Source organism: Ferruginibacter sp. (assembly GCF_031391665.1).
Classification (GTDB): Bacteria; Bacteroidota; Bacteroidia; order Chitinophagales; family Chitinophagaceae; genus Ferruginibacter.
Genome location: NZ_JANMUN010000110.1, coordinates 1 through 18,592 on the forward strand (window position 1 = coordinate 1; position 18,592 = coordinate 18,592).

Genomic DNA, 18,592 nt, shown 5'->3' on the forward strand with positions numbered 1-18,592 from the left:
TGTATTCGGCTATGCTCTGGCTAAAATCGTAATAATAATCTATGTTGGCATCGTTGGTTATAAGATGCGGCGCCAGTACCCAAACTTTTAATTTTTCGAGAGGAACAATTGGTAAAAAGGAAGACAATGAAGGCATATAAAATTTAAACAGACAATTTTTGTTGGGCCTGCTGTTTAATAAAATCGGTTAAACGATATTTTTGTAAAGTAGATTTATCTAAATGAGAAGCGCCGTTTATTAACTGCAGGCAATTGCTGCTTTGGCAATTACAAACAAAGGGCTGGCTCATTTCCCATTCGGTACTCGGATAAAAAAATGTTAACTCATCACCGGGTTGCAATGGTTTTAAACAAATTAATTCCATAGATGCAGTATCAAAAAAAACATTAGGGTCGCAACTGTGGTTAATGTATTGCAAAAACTCCGGTTGCAAAGTAATATGGGTATCTATACCGGTTTGCACAGTTAAATACGTTGCATACGATTGCGTAATGCCTGCATGAAATTTGCTGATAATTTCACCCGGCTGAATAGCAGTTGTAGCATTTAATGATTTTTGATTGGTTGAAGTATTAAGCAAAACATCACCAAAAGCATGACGGCTGACTACTTCAAAATTTGGGGCAGTAATAGTAGTTGTATTCATGTGAATTTAGAATGGGGTAGATGCAAAAAGTTTAATAAAGAATTAATTATTTAATAATGATAAATTTGATTACAGTAAATGTATAAATACATTGAATAATAAAAAAGATATTTAACTGTTATTATTCAATAAGTGGATTAATTGCTTTATAATGTTAATAACCTTAAAACAATATCTTTACTAATAAACAAAACACTTTTGAATAAAGAAGAAAATTTACACAATGGCGAACTGTTACTGCAATTGGTAAAAATGGAAATGCCTTTTGGAAAATATAAAGGAACGGTACTTTGTAATTTGCCGGTATCGTATTTAGAATGGTTTCAGCGCAAGGGTTTTCCTAAGGGAAAGCTGGGTGTTTTACTGGCCACTATTTATGAAATTAAGATAAATGGATTGGAAGATTTATTAAGACCATTGAAAGCAAACAGGTAATCATTTATTTCTTTCTGCTTCTTTCTGACCTATATATTCTGTAGGAGTCATTCCAAATTGCTTATGAAAATTTCTTCCAAAATTGGTGGCTGAACCAAAACCTGCCATATCTGCTACTTCATAAATTTTATAGTTGCCTTCGGCCAATAACTCTGCCGCTCTTTTAAGCCGGGTAATGTTGATGATTTCATTGGGAGAAAGATCCGACAGTGATTTTATTTTTCTGTACAAAGTTGGTTTACTCATATTCATTAACCTGGCCAGTTTTTCTACATCCAGCTCCGTATCTTCCATGTTTTTTATAATACTGTCGTTTATCTTTTCTAAAAAAAGTTCATCTGCCTTGGAGTAAGCAATACTTTTAATATGCACAAGCGGAGAGCTGGCAAAATATTCTTTTATTTTATTGCGGTTGCTGAGTAAGTTGCTGATTTGTACCTGCAAATACTCCGGCGAAAAAGGTTTTTCAATATACGCATCTGCACCCAGCTCCAGCCCTTCTATTTTTGCCTGTAAAGTATTTTTTGCAGTTAATAGAATTACCGGAATGTGGCTGTAATCAAAATTTGTTTTAATCAGCTTGCACAATTCAAACCCATCCATTACAGGCATTACCACGTCGGAAATTAAAAGCTGTACTGCATTTTCTTTCAGCAACTCCAGTGCTTCTTTACCATCCAAAGCTTTAATGATGGTGTATTTTTCATTCAGTTCATGCTCCAAAAATTCTAAAATCTCTTCATTATCATCAGCCAATAAAATTAATGGTTTCATTACAAGCATAAATTATAATAGTTAAATAGTTTGGTGTAAAGGAATGGAAACAATAAATACATTCATATTTTGCTCGGTTTCTTTTAAACACAGCAGGCCTTTGTGCAATTGCGTAAGCGAACGGGATAAAGCCAAACCAATACCGGTACCTTTTTGCTTTTCCGTTTCCTTCAACCTGAAAAAAGGTTCAAATATTTTTTCTTTCATTTCTGCCGGAATAAGATAACCATCATTTTTTACTTCGATGGTAAACACTTTATCTGCAGCTCTAAGCGGCAAAATATTAAGCGAAGCTTGAGTACTGGCATACTTTATGGCATTGCTTAAAAGATTGGTGAGTATTTTATTAAATGCATCCACATCTATAAAAGCCTGCAGCTCCTGCGGCGGCAGTGTTATACTAAGTGCAATACCTTTTTTATCGGCCAGTGGTTTAAAGCTGGTAAAAATATCTTCGGCTATTTCAATAATATTTTCTTTGGTAAAATTTAAACTGAAGCCATTAATTTCTGTTTGCCTGAAATCGAGTAACTGGTTGGTCAAATCAACCAGCCGCTCTGTATTTTTTTCCATAATACGCAGGCTGTTTTTTATCTCCGGTGTTTCACCGGCTTTTTTTATTACGTTTTCTAATGGTCCTTTAATTAAAGTAAGCGGCGTTTTAATTTCGTGGGCCACATTGGTAAAAAACTGCATTTTGGCTTCGTACAATTCTTTTTCTTTTACAATTTGCAGGTGTTCAATTTTCCTGGTATTTTTTTCTTTTACCCTGAGATGATAAAAGCGGATAAAAAATAATGTTAGTAAAACGGCAAGCAAAGCGTATACACCATAAGCTAATTTACTTGCCCACCAGGGCGGCAGAATTTGAATAATCAGGCTGGCTTCTTTAGTATCCCAATTGCCATTGCTGCCTGCTGCTTTTACTTTAAAGGTATAATTGCCGGGAGAAAGATTGGTAAAATAAACCTTGCGGTTGGTTTTTAAAAAAGTCCATTCGTTGCTAAGTCCTTCCATTTTGTAAGCATACTCACTCATTTCGGGTGCGGTATAACTTAGCGATGCAAAATCAATACTAAAAGTAGATTGGGTATGCGTTAAAATAATTTTACCGGTTAATGAAACCGATTTTTTTAATGGAGAGCCGTCTTTATTAATACCCAGCTCTTTATTATTTACCTGGAAGCCGGTAATATAAATAGCAGGAGAAAAATTAGAAGCTGTAAAATTATCCGGATGAAAACTTATTAAACCTTTTACACTCCCAAAATACATATTGCCCTTACTGTCTTTAAAGGCAGAGCTAAAATTGAACTGGTCGTTTAAAATACCGTTGGCTTTGGTGTACACAGTTGCTTTTTCTGTTGTCGAATTAAAAGCTACTAAACCCTTTGATGTACTTACCCACAATATTTTATTATCATCTTCGGCAATGCTTAAAATAAAATTTGCAGGCAAACCGTTTTCGGTAGTGTATCTTTTAAAAGTATTTGTTTGAGGATAAAATCTGCACAGGCCGCCTTCGGTAGCAAACCATAAGTTGTTGTTACTGTCTTCAAATAAATTATTTATCCTGTCGCTGCTAAGGCTGTTTTTATTTTTTGCGTTGTAAATAAAACTGCCGCTTTGTTTGGTGTGTGTGTTGTAATAATATACGCCGTTGCCATAAGTACCTGCCCAAATAATTCCACTTTTATCTTTTAAAATAGATGAATACCAAATATGCAAAGGCATGCCGGGTATTTCGGAAAAATTGTCTTTTGCTGCATTATAATTGTATGCACCCACAGTGGTGCCAATCATAATATCGCCTTCGGCAGATTGATAAAGACAATAAATAAAATTACTTTTAAGCGAATTGCTATCTTCTCCTTTAGAATAATGGCGGATAATTTTTTCGGTTTTTAAATCCATTACATCCAGCCCATGTTCAAAAGTACCAATCCACAATTCGTTACCTGCAGGTAACAGGCCATGTATATTGGTGTAAGAAATATCCTGTGGTAAACCGGTTGGCATAAAATTTTTAAATTGCCCGGTGGTGGTGTTTAATTTATTTAAACCGGCATCTTCGGTACCAATCCACAGGTTGCCATTTTTATCTTCATGCACTTCTCTTACGACATTACCGGTAATAGAGTTTTTTTCTTTATCAGGAAAGTATTTTTGAAAAGTAATGGGTTGTTTAGGATAATAATTAATACCGCCAAAATAAGTAGTGGCCCAAATGCCATCTTCTTTGTCTTTACAAAAAGCATATACCGCATTATCAGAAATAGAATATTGGTTGTGGTATTCTTTACGAAGATTAATATGACTGCCCGTTGTTAAATTGTAAATATAAATACCGGTTTCGGTAGCAATCCAGCATTCTTCTTTGCTGGTTTGTACAAAAGCTCTTGCAAAAATTTCAGTTTTATCGGCATTGTAAGTAAGGATGTCTTTATAAGTTGAAGTGGCTGTATAAAATTGTTTTACGCCCTGGTTAGAAGTGCCTATTAAAATATTGCCATCGCTGGTTGCATAAATAGGCTCTATCCAGTTGCTCACTGTTTTGGCAGAATGGCTGAATAAATTAAAACTGGCAAAGCTGTTAGTAGCGGCATCATACTTTTTTAAAAAGCCATTGGCGGCAGATACCCAAACCGAACCATCACTTGCAGTGCATAGCGAAGTGGCCTCAAAATATTTTTCTAAACTAAACTCCACTAATTTTTTTTCTGTCACCTGGTATTTAAAAAGAATAAAATTAGAGATAAACCAGAGGTTGCCCTTTGCATCCATTGTAATATCAGTTACCTGTTGCACAGCAGGCGTGGGCAGCAGGGTAAAACTTTCGGTGGTTTCGTCGTACTTATACAAACCTTTATCGGTGCCCACCCAAAGTATATTATTTTTATCTGCATACAATGCATGAATAAAATTGCTGCCAATACTGCTGCTGTCTTCCGGATTATTTCTGAAGACTTTAAAAGTATAGCCATCAAATCTGTCTAATCCATCTTTTGTACCAAACCATAAAAAACCCTTGTTATCCTGCAGGCAGCAAACCACCGCATTGTTGCTTAGGCCATCTTCTACCTGGTAATGCCGAAAATAGTAGGGCTGGGCAAACGCAAGCGAAGCCTTTAAAAAGATGATAGCAAGTAGTAAGGTTTTCAATTTCAATAAAATGTAACTGATTAAAAGTATTAAATATTTTTTTAAGCGGCATTTATCAATTCTTGATTAAACATTAATGAATGTTTTTATCGAAGTTATGATACGATATGGCGCAGTTTTCTAAATTATTAATATCAACTTTACTAGGTAATTTATCGATTAGCTGCTAAAATAAACGATTCATGCTGTTGCGCTGTGCTGTGCTGTTGCACAATAATACAATACCTCACACAAAAATTTCTTCACAAAAAAGAAAGGGTATCTATTTTTATTTTAACAACCCATCAATTTATTTATAATCATCTGCTTAAACCCGGTTATTATTAAAATACTGTAATTTTTAAAACCAAAACAATGCTATATGAAAAAATGTAACAAAGGATTAATACCTGCAAAACTGCTAGTAAGTGCCGTGGCTATTTTGCTCAGTTTTTTAATTATGCTGCCAGCATTTGCACAAGGGCCGGTTACAGGTATGGTTGCCGGTAAGGATGGCACACCGGTAAGCGGCGCTACCGTTACTGTAAAAAATAAGAAAGTTTACACTGTAACCGGAGCCGATGGTAAATTTAGTGTTGTTGCCACAGCAGCAGATGTTTTATTAATTAGTTCTATAGGCTATGATTTATATGAAGTAAGAATTGGAGATGCTAAAGTTATAGCAGTAAACCTTACATCGAAAACAGAAACGCTGGATGATGTAGTGGTCATTGGTTATGGTACGCAAAAAAAGAAAGACCTAACCGGTTCCGTTAGTACTATTAATATGACAGAAAGCAAAAAAATAAGTACCAACGATTTGTCGCAACTGTTGCAGGGCAGGGCTACAGGTGTGGCGGTTAACAGCGATGGGCAACCTGGTGCATCGCCAAGTGTACGCATAAGAGGCTTTAGCACTTTTGGCGGAGCTCAACCCATGTATGTGGTAGATGGTATGCCCGGTGTAACGGTTAGAGATTTTAGCCCTAATGATATTGAAAGTATATCTGTATTAAAAGATGCCAGTGCTGCTGCCATTTATGGTGCTGCTGCTGCAAATGGTGTTGTAATTATTACTACCAAACAAGGCAAAAAGAACAGTGCGTTAAAAGTTAACTATAATGGATATGTGGGTAACGATAAGGTATGGCAAATACAAGATCTAACCAATAGGGTAGAATATCAAACATTAAATAACGAAAGCCGTGTAAACGCAGGTAAACCTTTGTTTGCAGCTAACGACCCAAGCAACCCCGCTTATGTAAAAAATATAGATACCGATTGGCAAAAAGAAGGGTTAAAAACTGGTTCCAGGCAAAACCATAATGTAAGTCTCAGTGGCGGCGGTACTAATAATACTTACAATTTATCGTTGGATTATTTTGATCAAAAAGGAACTTATGTGGGTAATGGCCCAGATTATAAAAGATACTCTGCAAGAATAAATACTACTGCCGAAAAAGGTATTTTTAAATTTGGGCAATCTTTTAATTATGTACACTCAAAAGAAAACACACTCACTTTTAGAGATGATATTTTGCTGGGCGGCATACCACCATTAATTGGTTCGTTAATAAATGCTATACCAACAATGCCGGTGTATGATGCAGCTAACTTAAATGGATTTGGTGGTTCATCAGATATATTTAACGGCGCCAATTCTTTAAACGGAATTGGTATAAACAGTATTTTAGAAAATTATGTAGAGGTAGACAGAACATTTGCCACTGTGTACGGCGAAGTTAAATTATTAAAATACCGTGGTAATAATGTAAGATTTAAAACCAGTTTAAATTACGACAGAACAATAGCCCGGGATTTTGTTTGGCAGCCGGCTTTTTTCTTAGGCAATTTTTTTAGTAACAACACAGCTAAATTAAATGATAACTCAAGGGTATATACCAATGCATCAGTAGAAAATACACTTACTTACGATAAAGTTATTGGAAGCCATAATATAGAAGCTCTAATTGGCCAGGCATACAGAAAAGGCGATGCATTAATAAGAGAAAGCAGTGCACAAGGTTTTACCAGGCCTTATTACCCAGTAATAAGTTCCGGTGCTACGCAATCGGCAAAAGGTACAAAATTTGCCAATGCATTAAGCTCATATTTTGGCAGGGTAAACTATGCTTATGCTGATAAGTATTTATTATCTGCTTCTTTACGCAGAGATGGTTCATCAAGATTTGCACCGGTTAATAAATTTGGATATTTTCCTGCAGCTTCTGTAGGATGGAAAATTAGCAACGAAAGTTTTTGGACTGTAGCAAACAGCATAGTTTCATCTCTTAAATTAAGGGCAAGCTATGGTAAACTGGGTAACCAGGAAATTGGCAATTATTTATTTCAGGGCACTATCAACCCCGGTGTGGTTTATACATTTAATGGGGTAAGAACAACAGGAGCGCTGCAAACATTAGTAGCATCGCCAGATATTAAATGGGAAAGTAAAGCTATTACAAATGCAGGCTTTGATGGATCTTTTTTAAATGGCCGCTTAGATGTATCTGCCGAATATTACAAAGCAAAAAGTACCGATCTTTTAGTGGGTATAACTGTGCCGGCATCTCTTGGCTTCGAAAATTTAAACCCCACAGTTAACGCTGCATCAGTAGAAAACTCGGGTATAGAAATTAATGCAGTGTACCATAAAAGCAGGGGTGTATTTACTTATGATATTTCAGCAAATTTATCTACCGTAAAAAACAAAGTTTTAGCATTGGGTGGTAATAACGAACCGCTGATTGGAGTTGGTGCAAAAACCGTTATTGGTGGCGAAATTGGCGAACATTATGGTTTTGTGTACGAAGGTATCTTTCAAAATGCAGCACAAATTGCGGCCCATGCCACACAGTTTGGCTCACCGGTAAAACCGGGTGATGTAATGTATAAAGATATCAGCGGCCCTGCAGGTAAACCTGATGGCGTGGTAGATGAAGCACATGACAGAGTTTCTTTAGGCAGCGGTATTCCTAAATACAATTATGGTTTTAGCTTTAGTGCCGGTTACAAAAAATTTGATGCAACACTTATAGCATCCGGTAGTGCAAAATTTTTAATTAACAGCAGAATGTACAGAGATTTGCACCACACTGCAGGGGCATTAAATTACAGCACCGATATGTTAAACAGATGGACGCCTTCTAATACCAATACAGATGTGCCAAGATTAAATGATGATGATGTAAATAATTTTAAAGATAGCGACAGGCCGGGCTGGTTGCAAAATGGTACTTATTTAAGAATAAGTGCGGTATCGTTTGGATATAATTTTAAAGATAACATTATTAAAGGCCTTGCAAGTTCCAGGATATATATAACAGCGCAAAACTTATACACTTTCCAAAAGTATAAAGGATATAACCCTGATTTTACTTCGGGTACTCTTAATCCAGGTTTTGATTTTGGTTCTTATCCAAAACCAAGAACAATAATGATAGGCGTACAGGTAACTTTTTAAGCATCTAAAACTTTAAACATTTTACAATGAAAAAAATATTATATCTACTTACAGCCAGTTGCTTAATAAGCATAAGCGGTTGCGATAAAAAAATAGAACTAACCAACCCCAATTTATTAACCACTGCCGATTTTTGGAAAACAAAAGAGCAGGCTTACGCAGCCAGCACCTCCATGTACAATGCCTTAATTGTGGATGGTTCTTACATGCGTTCTTTTCCCGGTTTAACCGATAGCCGTGGTGATGATTTTACTGGTGACAGCCCCTGGTTAGATTTAGTATTAACCGGCCAGTTTATTATTCCATCAACCTCTGCTCCTGTTTTTTGGATTTGGAGAGAATTTTATTTAGTGGTTAACAGAGCTAACCAGGTTATTGCAAACGTATCCAAATACGACGCATCAATTTTACCAACCGATGAAAAAAACAGAATTTTAGGGCAAGCCTATTTTTTACGTGGCCTGGCGTATTATAATTTGGCAACCACTTTTAAAACAGTGCCGGTAATAACTGCACCTATCAACAGCTCCAGCGAATACTTTACACCTACTGCAACAGAAGCAGCATTATGGAACCAAATTTTTACTGACTTTGCAGCAGCAGAAGCAAACCTGCCGGTTTCTTATGTTGGAGTAACAGGGTTGGATAAAGGCGAAAAAGGAAGGGCAACAAAAGGTGCCGCCGCAGGCATGCTGGGCAAATCATATTTGTTCAGAAAAGATTATGCAAAAGCAGCCATACAATTTGAAAAGTTTTTTGCAGGAGGCGCATTAGCAGGTGTATATTCTTTAATGCCCGATTACAGGGATAATTTTAAAGATGTAAATGAAAATAATGCCGAGTCGCTTTTTGAAATTCAGTTTACACCGGGTACAGGAACCGATATGAACTGGTGTTGCGACCCTACAGCCGCATGGAAACAGGTACAAACTATTTCTATCACTTATGGTCAGGAAGGCAAAGGTTTTTCTGATTACCTGCCTACAAGATGGATTTACAATGAGTATAAATTAGAAAGAACCACTGCAAATAAATTAGACCCACGTTTACTAACCACCATTGCCTCTCACGAACCAACAGAAAATTCAATTTTAAGTTATGGCGGCGCATGGAACAATCCACTAACGGCCATTTACCCACGCAAATACACCAACGATGGTGTAGGTAATGGTAAGCCTGACGAATTTTCTCCTTTTGGAGAATCGGGTATTAACTACCGTATAATAAGATATGCCGATATTTTATTGATGTATGCAGAAGTGTTAAACGAATTAAACAGAACACCAGAAGCATATCCGTTTATTCAACAGGTAAGAGCAAGGGCATCGTTACCTAACCTAGCAACTGCAAAACCAAATATGACGCAGGCGCAAATGAGAGATCAATTAGCACACGAAAGAGCATTGGAGTTTGCAATTGAAGGACAACGGATCAACGACTTAATTCGCTGGGGATGGTTTTCTAATCCTGCAAAATTGGCAGAATTAAAATCACATGACCCTGACTTTAATTTTTATACACCAGGCAACGAATATTTACCCATACCGCAACAGGAACTTGACGTAAATAAAAATTTATTGCCTAATTCGGCAAACTAAGTTTTGGGTGAACAATACATTCCTGCTCATAATTTTTTTATGAGTGGGAATTTTTTCTTAATAAAAAAACGGTATCAATTTTTTTAACAGTAATGCGTAGCAATATAAAAATATATCAATTATTGCTGTTGCTGCCGGTAATTATAAATGCCTGTACCAATAAAAATATTGTTGATGATACTTTTCATTTTACACAAATGAAACCTGCCGAAACAAATATTGATTTCAACAACGCAATAACAGAAAACGATTCTGTAAATGTGTTCACCAACGAATACATGTATAATGGCTCCGGTGTTGGCATTGGCGATTTTAATAATGATGGATTACAAGATGTATTTTTTTGCGGCAGCATGGTAAGCAGTAAATTATACCTTAACAAAAGCAGTTTTAAATTCGACGATATAACGGATAAGGCTGGCCTGCAAACCAATCAATGGTGTACCGGGGTAACCGTGGTGGATATTAACAGCGATGGTTTTTTGGATATTTATGTCTGCGTTTCTAATTTTAAAAAAGCTGAGAAAAGAAAAAATTTATTATTTATAAATGATGGCAAACTTCATTTTAAAGACGAAGCACCAGCTTATGGATTAGCAGATACCGGCTATGCCACACAAGCGGCATTTTTAGATTATGATAAAGATGGTGACTTAGATATGTATTTATTGAACCACCGATTGTATAGCCACACGGCAAATAATTTACAACCCAAAGATACCAGCGGCAACTCTCCGGCTCAGGATAAATTATACAGAAATGAAGGAGTAGTTGCAGGTCAAACGCATCCTGTTTTTACAGATGTATCAAAAGCTGCCGGCATAAAAGAAGACGGGTATGGACTAGGCGTAGTAATTACAGATGTAAACAATGATAACTGGCCGGATATTTATGTGGCCAACGATTATATAGCCAATGACCTGTTATGGGTGAATAATAAAAACGGCACTTTCTCTAATACTATTGCAAGCTCATTGCGCCACCAAAGTTATAACAGTATGGGTGTGGATGCGGCAGATATTAACAATGATGGCCTTACCGATTTAGCAGTAGTGGATATGCTGCCCGAAAGTAATGAAAGAAAAAAAATGATGTTCAGCGCCGCCAATCAGGAAAAATATGATATGCAGCAGCGTTTTGGATACGAACCAACTTTTGTAAGAAACATGCTGCAACTAAATAACGGCAATAGAAAAGTTGATAATAAAAGCGAACCTTTTTACAGCGAGATAGGACAACTTGCCGGCATATTTGAAACCGACTGGAGCTGGAGCGTATTAATGGCCGATTTTGATAACGACGGTTGGAAGGATATTCATATTACCAATGGTTTGGGAAAAGACATGACCAATAACGATTATGCTTCTTTTAGAAATGGGCAGGCAGCTAATAATTATACATTTGGTAAAAACGAAGCAGAAAACACAACAGACAAAACCAGTACCGAAGCACTGCGTAAAAATATTGATGCATACGGCAGTATAAAAATGGAAAATTATTTTTTTCATAATAATGGCCAACTAACTTTTACCAATACAACAAAATCTGCAGGACTTGCTATACCCTCCATTTCAAACGGTGCAGCTTATGCTGATTTAGATAATGATGGTGATCTTGATTTAGTGGTAAATAATATTAACGATGCTGCATTTGTTTGGAAAAACGAATTGAGAAAAACGGTTAAAGACAGTACTCAAAATTTTCTTACTGTTGAGTTAAAAGGGTCACACAATAATCTTGCTGGCCTTGGCGCACAGGTAACTTTATTTAGTAAAACAGAAAAACAGTTTGCCGAGCAATCACCAGTAAGAGGGTTTTCGTCCAGTGTGGATTTAAGATTGCATTTTGGTGTGGGAAGCAATATCATTATTGATTCGCTAAAAATTAAATGGCCCGATGATAAAGTACAGGTTATAACAAATGTGCAGGTTAATCAACAATTAACCGTTAAATATACCGATGCAAAAACTGTAACCGAAAAAGAAGAGCCATCAAATACTTTGTTTACCGACATTACCATTCCATCAGCTATTCATTTTCAACATACCGAAACACAAAATTTTGATTTTGGTTATCATCAACCTTTGCCACAAAAATATTCTCAACTGGGTCCATGCATTGCAACGGGTGATATTAATGGCGATGGGTTACAAGATTTTTTTGCAGGTGGCGCCGCCAATCAACCAGGAAAAATATTTTTACAAAAACCGGATGGTGGCTTTACTGAAAAAAATCTGATTGAGGGAATTAAAATGGAAGAAGATTTAGGAGCTGTTTTATTTGATTCCGATAGTGATAAAGATCTGGATCTGTTAATTACCGGCGGAAGTTTTGAATTTACAAATGCAAAATATAATCAACCCAAATTGTATTTGAATGATAGCAAGGGCAATTTTAAATTAGATGAAACAGCGTTACCAGTAATTACTGATATTACAGATGCGATTACAGCGGCAGATTATGATGCCGATGGCGACATGGATATTTTTATTGGGGGAAGATTACTGTCGCAACAATACCCGCAATCGCCACGCAGTTATTTTTTACAAAACAACAACGGAAAATTTACAGATGTAACCAAAGCCGTTAATCCTTTTTTAGAATTTGCCGGAATGATAACCGATGCATTATTTACCGATTTTAATAATGATAAAAAACCCGACTTGATTATTTGTGGCGAATGGACAGCATTGCGGTTTTTTAAAAACGAAAAAAATAAACTGGTTGAAGTAACCCAAACCACAGGCCTTATCAAAACAAATGGTTGGTGGCGCAGTTTACAACAGGCCGATATAGACAAAGATGGCGATATGGATTATATAGCAGGCAATATGGGGTTGAATAATCGCTTTCATATCAGCAATAACCAACACATTTTTTTATACAGTAAAGACATGGATAAAAATAATTTTACAGAGCTGGTGCCGGCTTACTTTATAAAAAATAATAGCAGCAATTATCAATTGTTTCCTGCTCTAGACAGAAACCAATTGGCCGAACAATTACCTTCGGTAAAGAAAAAATATTTATTGCATAAAGATTATGCAGGCATAACCATGGAGCAATTAAAAAATGATTTTGGCAGCGATGGATGGAATGAATTAAAATGTGAAACTTCCGCTTCTGTATGGATTGAAAATCTGGGTAACGGAAAATTTAAAACACATGAATTACCAATACTGGCACAGTTAGCACCAATCAACAGTATTGTTGCGGATGATGTGGATGAAGACGGTAACCTGGATTTAATTATTGCCGGCAACGAATACCAAACGGCAGTTGCCACAGGCAGATACGATGCCTCTTACGGATTATTTTTAAAAGGCAACGCCAAAGGAATTTTTACAGCAGTAAATAATAGCGGATTAATTATTGACGGTGATATAAAAGACCTGAAAATTATCAGCATAAAAAATAAAGGCAAAGTATTATTGGCAGCACCTAACGATGCTGCACTAAAAATATTTTTATTGAATGCAGCAGCAAAAAAACAACGGGCATAAAATGAACAACAGAAAAAAAATATTATCAGTTACTATACTGTTGGTTGCTGTATTGCAAATATCATTTGCACAGCAAAACAGCATTGCAATAAATGCACAGGATGCAAAATACATCATCAACAAAAACATTTACGGCCATTTTGCCGAGCATTTGGGCAGCTGTATTTATAATGGTTTTTATGTAGGCGATACCAGCATGACAATCCCCAATACCAATGGTGTACGTAACGATATTATTGCTGCATTAAAAAAATTAAAAGTAGGCACACTACGCTGGCCCGGTGGTTGTTTTGCTGATACTTACCATTGGAAAGATGGTATAGGGCCAAAAAATAAAAGGCCTGCCATTGTAAATAAATGGTGGGGCAATGTAACAGAAGACAACAGCTTTGGTACACACGACTTTTTAAATATGTGTGAGCAGATAGAAGCCGAACCTTACTTAGCCGGAAATATTGGAAGTGGAACAGTACAGGAATTAATTGACTGGGTACAATATGTAAGCAGCGATAATAAAAACCCGATGAGTGATTTGCGTAAAACCAATGGCAGAGAAAAACCATGGAATGTAAAACTATGGGGTGTGGGTAACGAAGCCTGGGGATGTGGTGGAAACATGGTACCGGAATATTATGTAAATGAATATAGAAAGTATGCTACGTTTATGACGGACTGGACGAACTCCGATAAAATATTTCGTATTGCATCAGGATCTAACAGTGCCGACTACCACTGGACAGAAACAGTGATGAAAAATATTCCTTCCAATATGGTGGAAGGCGTGGCGCTACATCATTACTCCGTAATTGATTGGGGTGCAAAAGGGCCATCCACCAGCTTTAATGAGCAACAATATTTTACCATTATGCAAAGGGCATTGTTTATGGATTCGCTGGTGATAAAGCATTGTGCCATTATGGATAAATACGATCCGCAAAAAAAAGTGGCATTGGTGGTAGATGAATGGGGCGGTTGGTACGATGTGGAACCCGGCACTAACCCCGGATTTTTATACCAGCAAAATACCATGAGGGATGCGATGATTGCCGGTGTTACCTTAAATATCTTTCATAACCATGCAGACAGAGTGAGAATGGCCAACCTTGCACAGGCGGTAAATGTTTTGCAGTCTGTTATTCTTACCAATAAAGAAAAAATGATACTCACACCAACGTATCATGTAATGGAAATGTTCAACGTACATCAAAACGCTACGATGTTACCGGTAACTATAAAAACCAACGACTATGTTTTTGAAAATAAAAAATTGCCGGCCATTTCTGTATCAGCGTCAAAAGATAAGGATGGCGTTACGCATATTTCTTTAGTAAATATTGATGCTAGTAAAATGCAGGACATTACCATAAATGTAAACGGTGCAAAATACAGCAGCGTTACTGGCAGGGTCCTTACTTCAAAAAAATTACAAGATTATAATTCGTTTGATAATCCGTTAAATATTATGCCTGCTGTATTTAATACTGCCAAACTTTCTGCAAATAATTTGCAGGTAAAGCTGCCACCATTTTCTGTTGTAGTGCTAACACTTAATTAAAAATTGTATGAAAAAAATATTAGTGATATGTGGTGTGATAATTTTAATAGCCTCGTGTAAAAAAGGAGGAGGCGACAGTGGCGGCGGAATTGTTACACCTCCACCGCCAAATGCGGCTTTCGATATTAACAGCATTAACGATACTTACGGTGCAATAGCACCATTTGCTAATGTGCTGCAATGGGGCTCACATAATGTACACGACCCTGCAATAATAAAAGTGGGTGAATACTATTACTGCTATAATACCGATGTAGGTTATGGCATTAATGTACGCTCTGGTGTGCAAATAAGAAAATCGAAAGACCTGGTAGAATGGATTTTTGTAGGCTGGGTTTTTAATTCTTTACCAACACTGGGCAGCAATTTTATCACCAGCTTTGGCGGCACGCCATTTAACTCTTTATGGGCACCGTGTATTGTAAAGGCGGGTAGTGAATATCGCTTGTATTATTCTTTAACCTGCTCTTTGCCGCGGCTAAGCGTTATTGGTATGGCAACATCGGCAAACCCCGAAGGGCCATGGATAGAAAAAGGTTTGGTGGTTACCTCTAAAAACGATGCCAGCATACAAACAAATGCTATTGACCCCGCAGTAATTATTGCTAACAATGGCGAGCATTGGATGGTATATGGTAGTGCATGGGATGGTATTTATTCTTTAAAATTAGACCCTGCAACGGGCCTTGCATTAAACAATGGCGAAAAAGGAGTACGCATTGCCAACCGTGGTTTTACCGGAGGTAAATACAATGGCAATATTGAAGGGCCAGATATTATTTATAATGCAGCGCTAAATAAATATTTTTTGTTTATTGCTTACGATTGGCTGCAAACCAAATACAATGTAAGGGTGATGAGAGGCGATAACCCCAACGGACCATTTTTTGATTTTAATGGGGCTAATGCTAATATTAACGTTGACCATGGCCCGATGATTATTGCACCTTATAAATTTACAGGGCATAGTGGTTGGCAGGGTGTAGCACACTCCGCCACATTCAGTGATGGCAACGGCCAATACTATATTGCCCACCAGGGCAGGCCTGGTATTGACAGTTACTATATGAATTTGCATGTACGCAAATTATTCTGGACGGCTGATGGATGGCCGGTTGCTTCGCCAGAAAGATATGCATGGGAAAAAGATTCGATTATTTCTCAGGCAGATATAGCGGGAGATTGGGAACAGATTATTTTAGGCTATAACGTTGTACCGGGTTACGGTACCGAACAGAGCTCACCAGATTTTCAAAATTCAATTAATCTTACCATTGCTGCCAATGGCACATTAAATGGTAATGCAGCCAATACCTGGACGTATGCGGCATCATGGTTACAAATGAATTGGGCTAACGGTTTTACCGATAAAGTATTTATACAAAAAGGAAGAGATTGGGAAAATAAAAAGAACACGATTATTTTTTCTGGATTGAATAATCAGGGCACTGCTGTTTGGGGAAAGAAAAAATAATTATTAAAAACAAAAAAATGAAATTAAAACAACTCTGTTTAACCGGCCTTGCAGTTACCCTGCTTAATTTTTTTGCTGTTGCACAAACAACAAATATAATTACTGTAAAAGCAGATAAACCTTATGCCGAAATTCAGCCCACCATGTGGGGCGTTTTTTTTGAAGATATTAATTTGGGTGCCGATGGTGGTATTTATGCCGAGCTGGTAAAAAACCGTTCTTTTGAATTTAGCAAGCCATTAATGGGATGGAAAGTAGAACAAAATTTTTTTAACGAAGCAGCAGTAACCGTGTTAAACAGGCAGGGACAAAACCTGGCCAATCCACGTTTTGCAAGAGTAACTGTAAATAATTCCATAGCTGGAACCTTAAGCATCACCAACGAAGGATTTAGAGGCATGGGTATAAAAAAAGATCTGCGTTACGATTTTTCTGTAATGTACCGCCAGCAAACCGGTAACTTAAAACTGCATGTAGAAATTATTGCGGGTAAAAATAAAATTTTAGCCAGCGGTATAGTTACAACCGAAACCACCGGAGAAACCTGGAAAAAACAACGCATCAGCATCACCGCAAATGATACGGCACAAAAAGCAAAAATGAAAATTTGGTTTGAAGGCAGCGGCGTAATCGATATGGATATGATCTCTTTATTTCCGGAAGATACCTGGAAAAAAAGACCGGGAGGAATGAGGGCCGATATGATACAATTACTGGCTGACATGAAACCGGGGTTTATGCGTTTTCCGGGTGGGTGTATTGTAGAAGGATTCGATTTATCGGAACGTTACAAATGGAAAAATACCATTGGCCCAATTGAAGAAAGACAATTAATTATTAACCGCTGGAATTACGAATTTGCACACCGCCCCACACCAGATTATTTTCAAACCTTTGGCCTTGGTTTTTTCGAATACTTTCAACTGGCAGAAGATATCGGAGCATCGCCGTTGCCCATTTTAAATTGCGGTATGGCCTGCCAGTTTAATTCTGCAGAGTTGGTGCCATTAGATCAGATAGATAGTTATGTGCAAGACGCTGTTGACTTAATTGAATTTGCTAATGGTGATGCCAATAGCAAATGGGGGAAGGTAAGAGCAGATATGGGTCACCCAGATCCATTTAATTTAAAAATGCTTGGCATAGGAAACGAAAACTGGGGACCTCAATATATTGAGCGCTTACAAATTTTTCAAAAAGCCATTAAAGAAAAATACCCCAATATAAAATTAGTTACCAGCAGCGGTACCGACCCCAATGGCGAACGCTTTGATTTTTTAAATGGCGAACTGCGTAAAATGAAAGTGGATATTATTGACGAACATTTTTACCGCAGGCCCGAATGGTTTTTTGAAAATGCCAGCCGCTATGATAATTATGATAGAAACGGCGCTAAAATTTTTGCTGGTGAATATGCCGGGCAAAGCGATAAAACAGTAAGTGTAGAAAATAAAAATAATGTTCGTACAGCTATTGCCGAAGCTGCATTTTTAACCGGACTGGAAAGAAATGCCGATGTGGTGGTAATGGCAAGTTACGCACCACTGTTTGCCCATGTGGATGGCTGGCAGTGGACACCCGATTTAATTTGGGTAGATAATTTACGCAGTGCAGGCACCGTAAATTACCAGGTACAAAAATTATTTGCTACTAACAAAGGCACTAATGCAGTACCGATTTTGTTTAATAATAAAATACTGTCGGGCCAGGATGGTTTGTATGCCTCGGCAGTAACCGATAAAAACAGTAAAGAAATTATTATTAAAATTGTAAACAGCAGTGCTGCAGAAAAAACTACCAGTTATATAATAGAAGGCTATAAAAAATTAGCGCCACAAGCCACTGTTGCGGTACTAACCGGCGGTGCAGAAGAAATTAATACCGTTAATAATCCATTTAATGTAATGCCTGTTGTTTCAAGCACTGCAGTTAAAGGAAAAAAAGTGGATGTGGTGTTGAAACCTTTTTCATTTACTGTTATTAAGGTAGGAATAAAATAAAT

General features: G+C 37.2%; 10 protein-coding genes. 7 read left to right on the plus strand and 3 right to left on the minus strand.

Features of this window, described 5'->3' with window-relative positions:
- Positions 1 to 143 precede the first annotated feature (143 nt).
- The gene (locus ACY651_RS08565) at positions 144 to 647 is read right to left on the minus strand and encodes an SET domain-containing protein-lysine N-methyltransferase (RefSeq protein WP_462251692.1); all 504 of its coding nucleotides are present in this window, start codon (positions 645 to 647) and stop codon (positions 144 to 146) included.
- A gap of 198 nt (positions 648 to 845) precedes the next feature.
- Here ACY651_RS08565 and ACY651_RS08570 point away from each other — a divergent pair, with 198 nt between their 5' ends.
- Positions 846 to 1,082 (plus strand): DUF3820 family protein, encoded by a 237-nt coding sequence (locus tag ACY651_RS08570; protein ID WP_462251694.1) that lies wholly within the window; start codon positions 846 to 848, stop codon positions 1,080 to 1,082.
- Here the strand turns inward: ACY651_RS08570 and ACY651_RS08575 are convergent, their stop codons facing one another.
- Positions 1,083 to 1,856 carry a response regulator transcription factor gene (locus tag ACY651_RS08575; RefSeq protein ID WP_462251696.1) on the minus strand — a complete coding sequence of 258 codons (774 nt, stop codon included), beginning with the start codon at positions 1,854 to 1,856 and terminating at the stop codon, positions 1,083 to 1,085.
- A 21-nt stretch (positions 1,857 to 1,877) separates the two neighbouring features.
- On the minus strand, positions 1,878 to 5,018 hold the full coding sequence (locus ACY651_RS08580) for a ligand-binding sensor domain-containing protein (RefSeq protein ID WP_462251698.1): 3,141 nt from the start codon (positions 5,016 to 5,018) through the stop codon (positions 1,878 to 1,880).
- A 361-nt stretch (positions 5,019 to 5,379) separates the two neighbouring features.
- Here ACY651_RS08580 and ACY651_RS08585 point away from each other — a divergent pair, with 361 nt between their 5' ends.
- From ACY651_RS08585 to ACY651_RS08610, 6 genes are all read left to right on the plus strand, one after another.
- Positions 5,380 to 8,460, plus strand: a complete 3,081-nt coding sequence (locus ACY651_RS08585; RefSeq protein ID WP_462251700.1) for a SusC/RagA family TonB-linked outer membrane protein — start codon at positions 5,380 to 5,382, stop codon at positions 8,458 to 8,460.
- Positions 8,461 to 8,486: 26 nt separating this feature from the next.
- Positions 8,487 to 10,058: a RagB/SusD family nutrient uptake outer membrane protein gene (locus ACY651_RS08590; RefSeq protein WP_462251702.1), complete on the plus strand. Its 1,572-nt coding sequence runs from the start codon at positions 8,487 to 8,489 to the stop codon at positions 10,056 to 10,058.
- A gap of 92 nt (positions 10,059 to 10,150) precedes the next feature.
- Positions 10,151 to 13,561: a VCBS repeat-containing protein gene (locus ACY651_RS08595; protein WP_462251704.1), complete on the plus strand. Its 3,411-nt coding sequence runs from the start codon at positions 10,151 to 10,153 to the stop codon at positions 13,559 to 13,561.
- A 1-nt stretch (position 13,562) separates the two neighbouring features.
- Positions 13,563 to 15,116 (plus strand): alpha-N-arabinofuranosidase, encoded by a 1,554-nt coding sequence (locus ACY651_RS08600; protein WP_462251706.1) that lies wholly within the window; start codon positions 13,563 to 13,565, stop codon positions 15,114 to 15,116.
- 7 nt (positions 15,117 to 15,123) lie between these two features.
- Positions 15,124 to 16,590, plus strand: a complete 1,467-nt coding sequence (locus ACY651_RS08605; protein ID WP_462251708.1) for a family 43 glycosylhydrolase — start codon at positions 15,124 to 15,126, stop codon at positions 16,588 to 16,590.
- A gap of 17 nt (positions 16,591 to 16,607) precedes the next feature.
- Positions 16,608 to 18,590, plus strand: a complete 1,983-nt coding sequence (locus ACY651_RS08610; RefSeq protein ID WP_462251710.1) for an alpha-L-arabinofuranosidase C-terminal domain-containing protein — start codon at positions 16,608 to 16,610, stop codon at positions 18,588 to 18,590.
- Positions 18,591 to 18,592: the final 2 nt, after the last annotated feature.

Coding starts and splice junctions, on each gene's coding strand:
- ACY651_RS08585 (WP_462251700.1), top strand. CDS start 5,380: ATGAAAAAATGTAACAAAGGATTAATACCTGCAAAACTGCTAGTAAGT.
- ACY651_RS08600 (WP_462251706.1), top strand. CDS start 13,563: ATGAACAACAGAAAAAAAATATTATCAGTTACTATACTGTTGGTTGCT.
- ACY651_RS08610 (WP_462251710.1), top strand. CDS start 16,608: ATGAAATTAAAACAACTCTGTTTAACCGGCCTTGCAGTTACCCTGCTT.
- ACY651_RS08595 (WP_462251704.1), top strand. CDS start 10,151: ATGCGTAGCAATATAAAAATATATCAATTATTGCTGTTGCTGCCGGTA.
- ACY651_RS08575 (WP_462251696.1), bottom strand. CDS start 1,856: ATGAAACCATTAATTTTATTGGCTGATGATAATGAAGAGATTTTAGAA.
- ACY651_RS08605 (WP_462251708.1), top strand. CDS start 15,124: ATGAAAAAAATATTAGTGATATGTGGTGTGATAATTTTAATAGCCTCG.
- ACY651_RS08565 (WP_462251692.1), bottom strand. CDS start 647: ATGAATACAACTACTATTACTGCCCCAAATTTTGAAGTAGTCAGCCGT.
- ACY651_RS08590 (WP_462251702.1), top strand. CDS start 8,487: ATGAAAAAAATATTATATCTACTTACAGCCAGTTGCTTAATAAGCATA.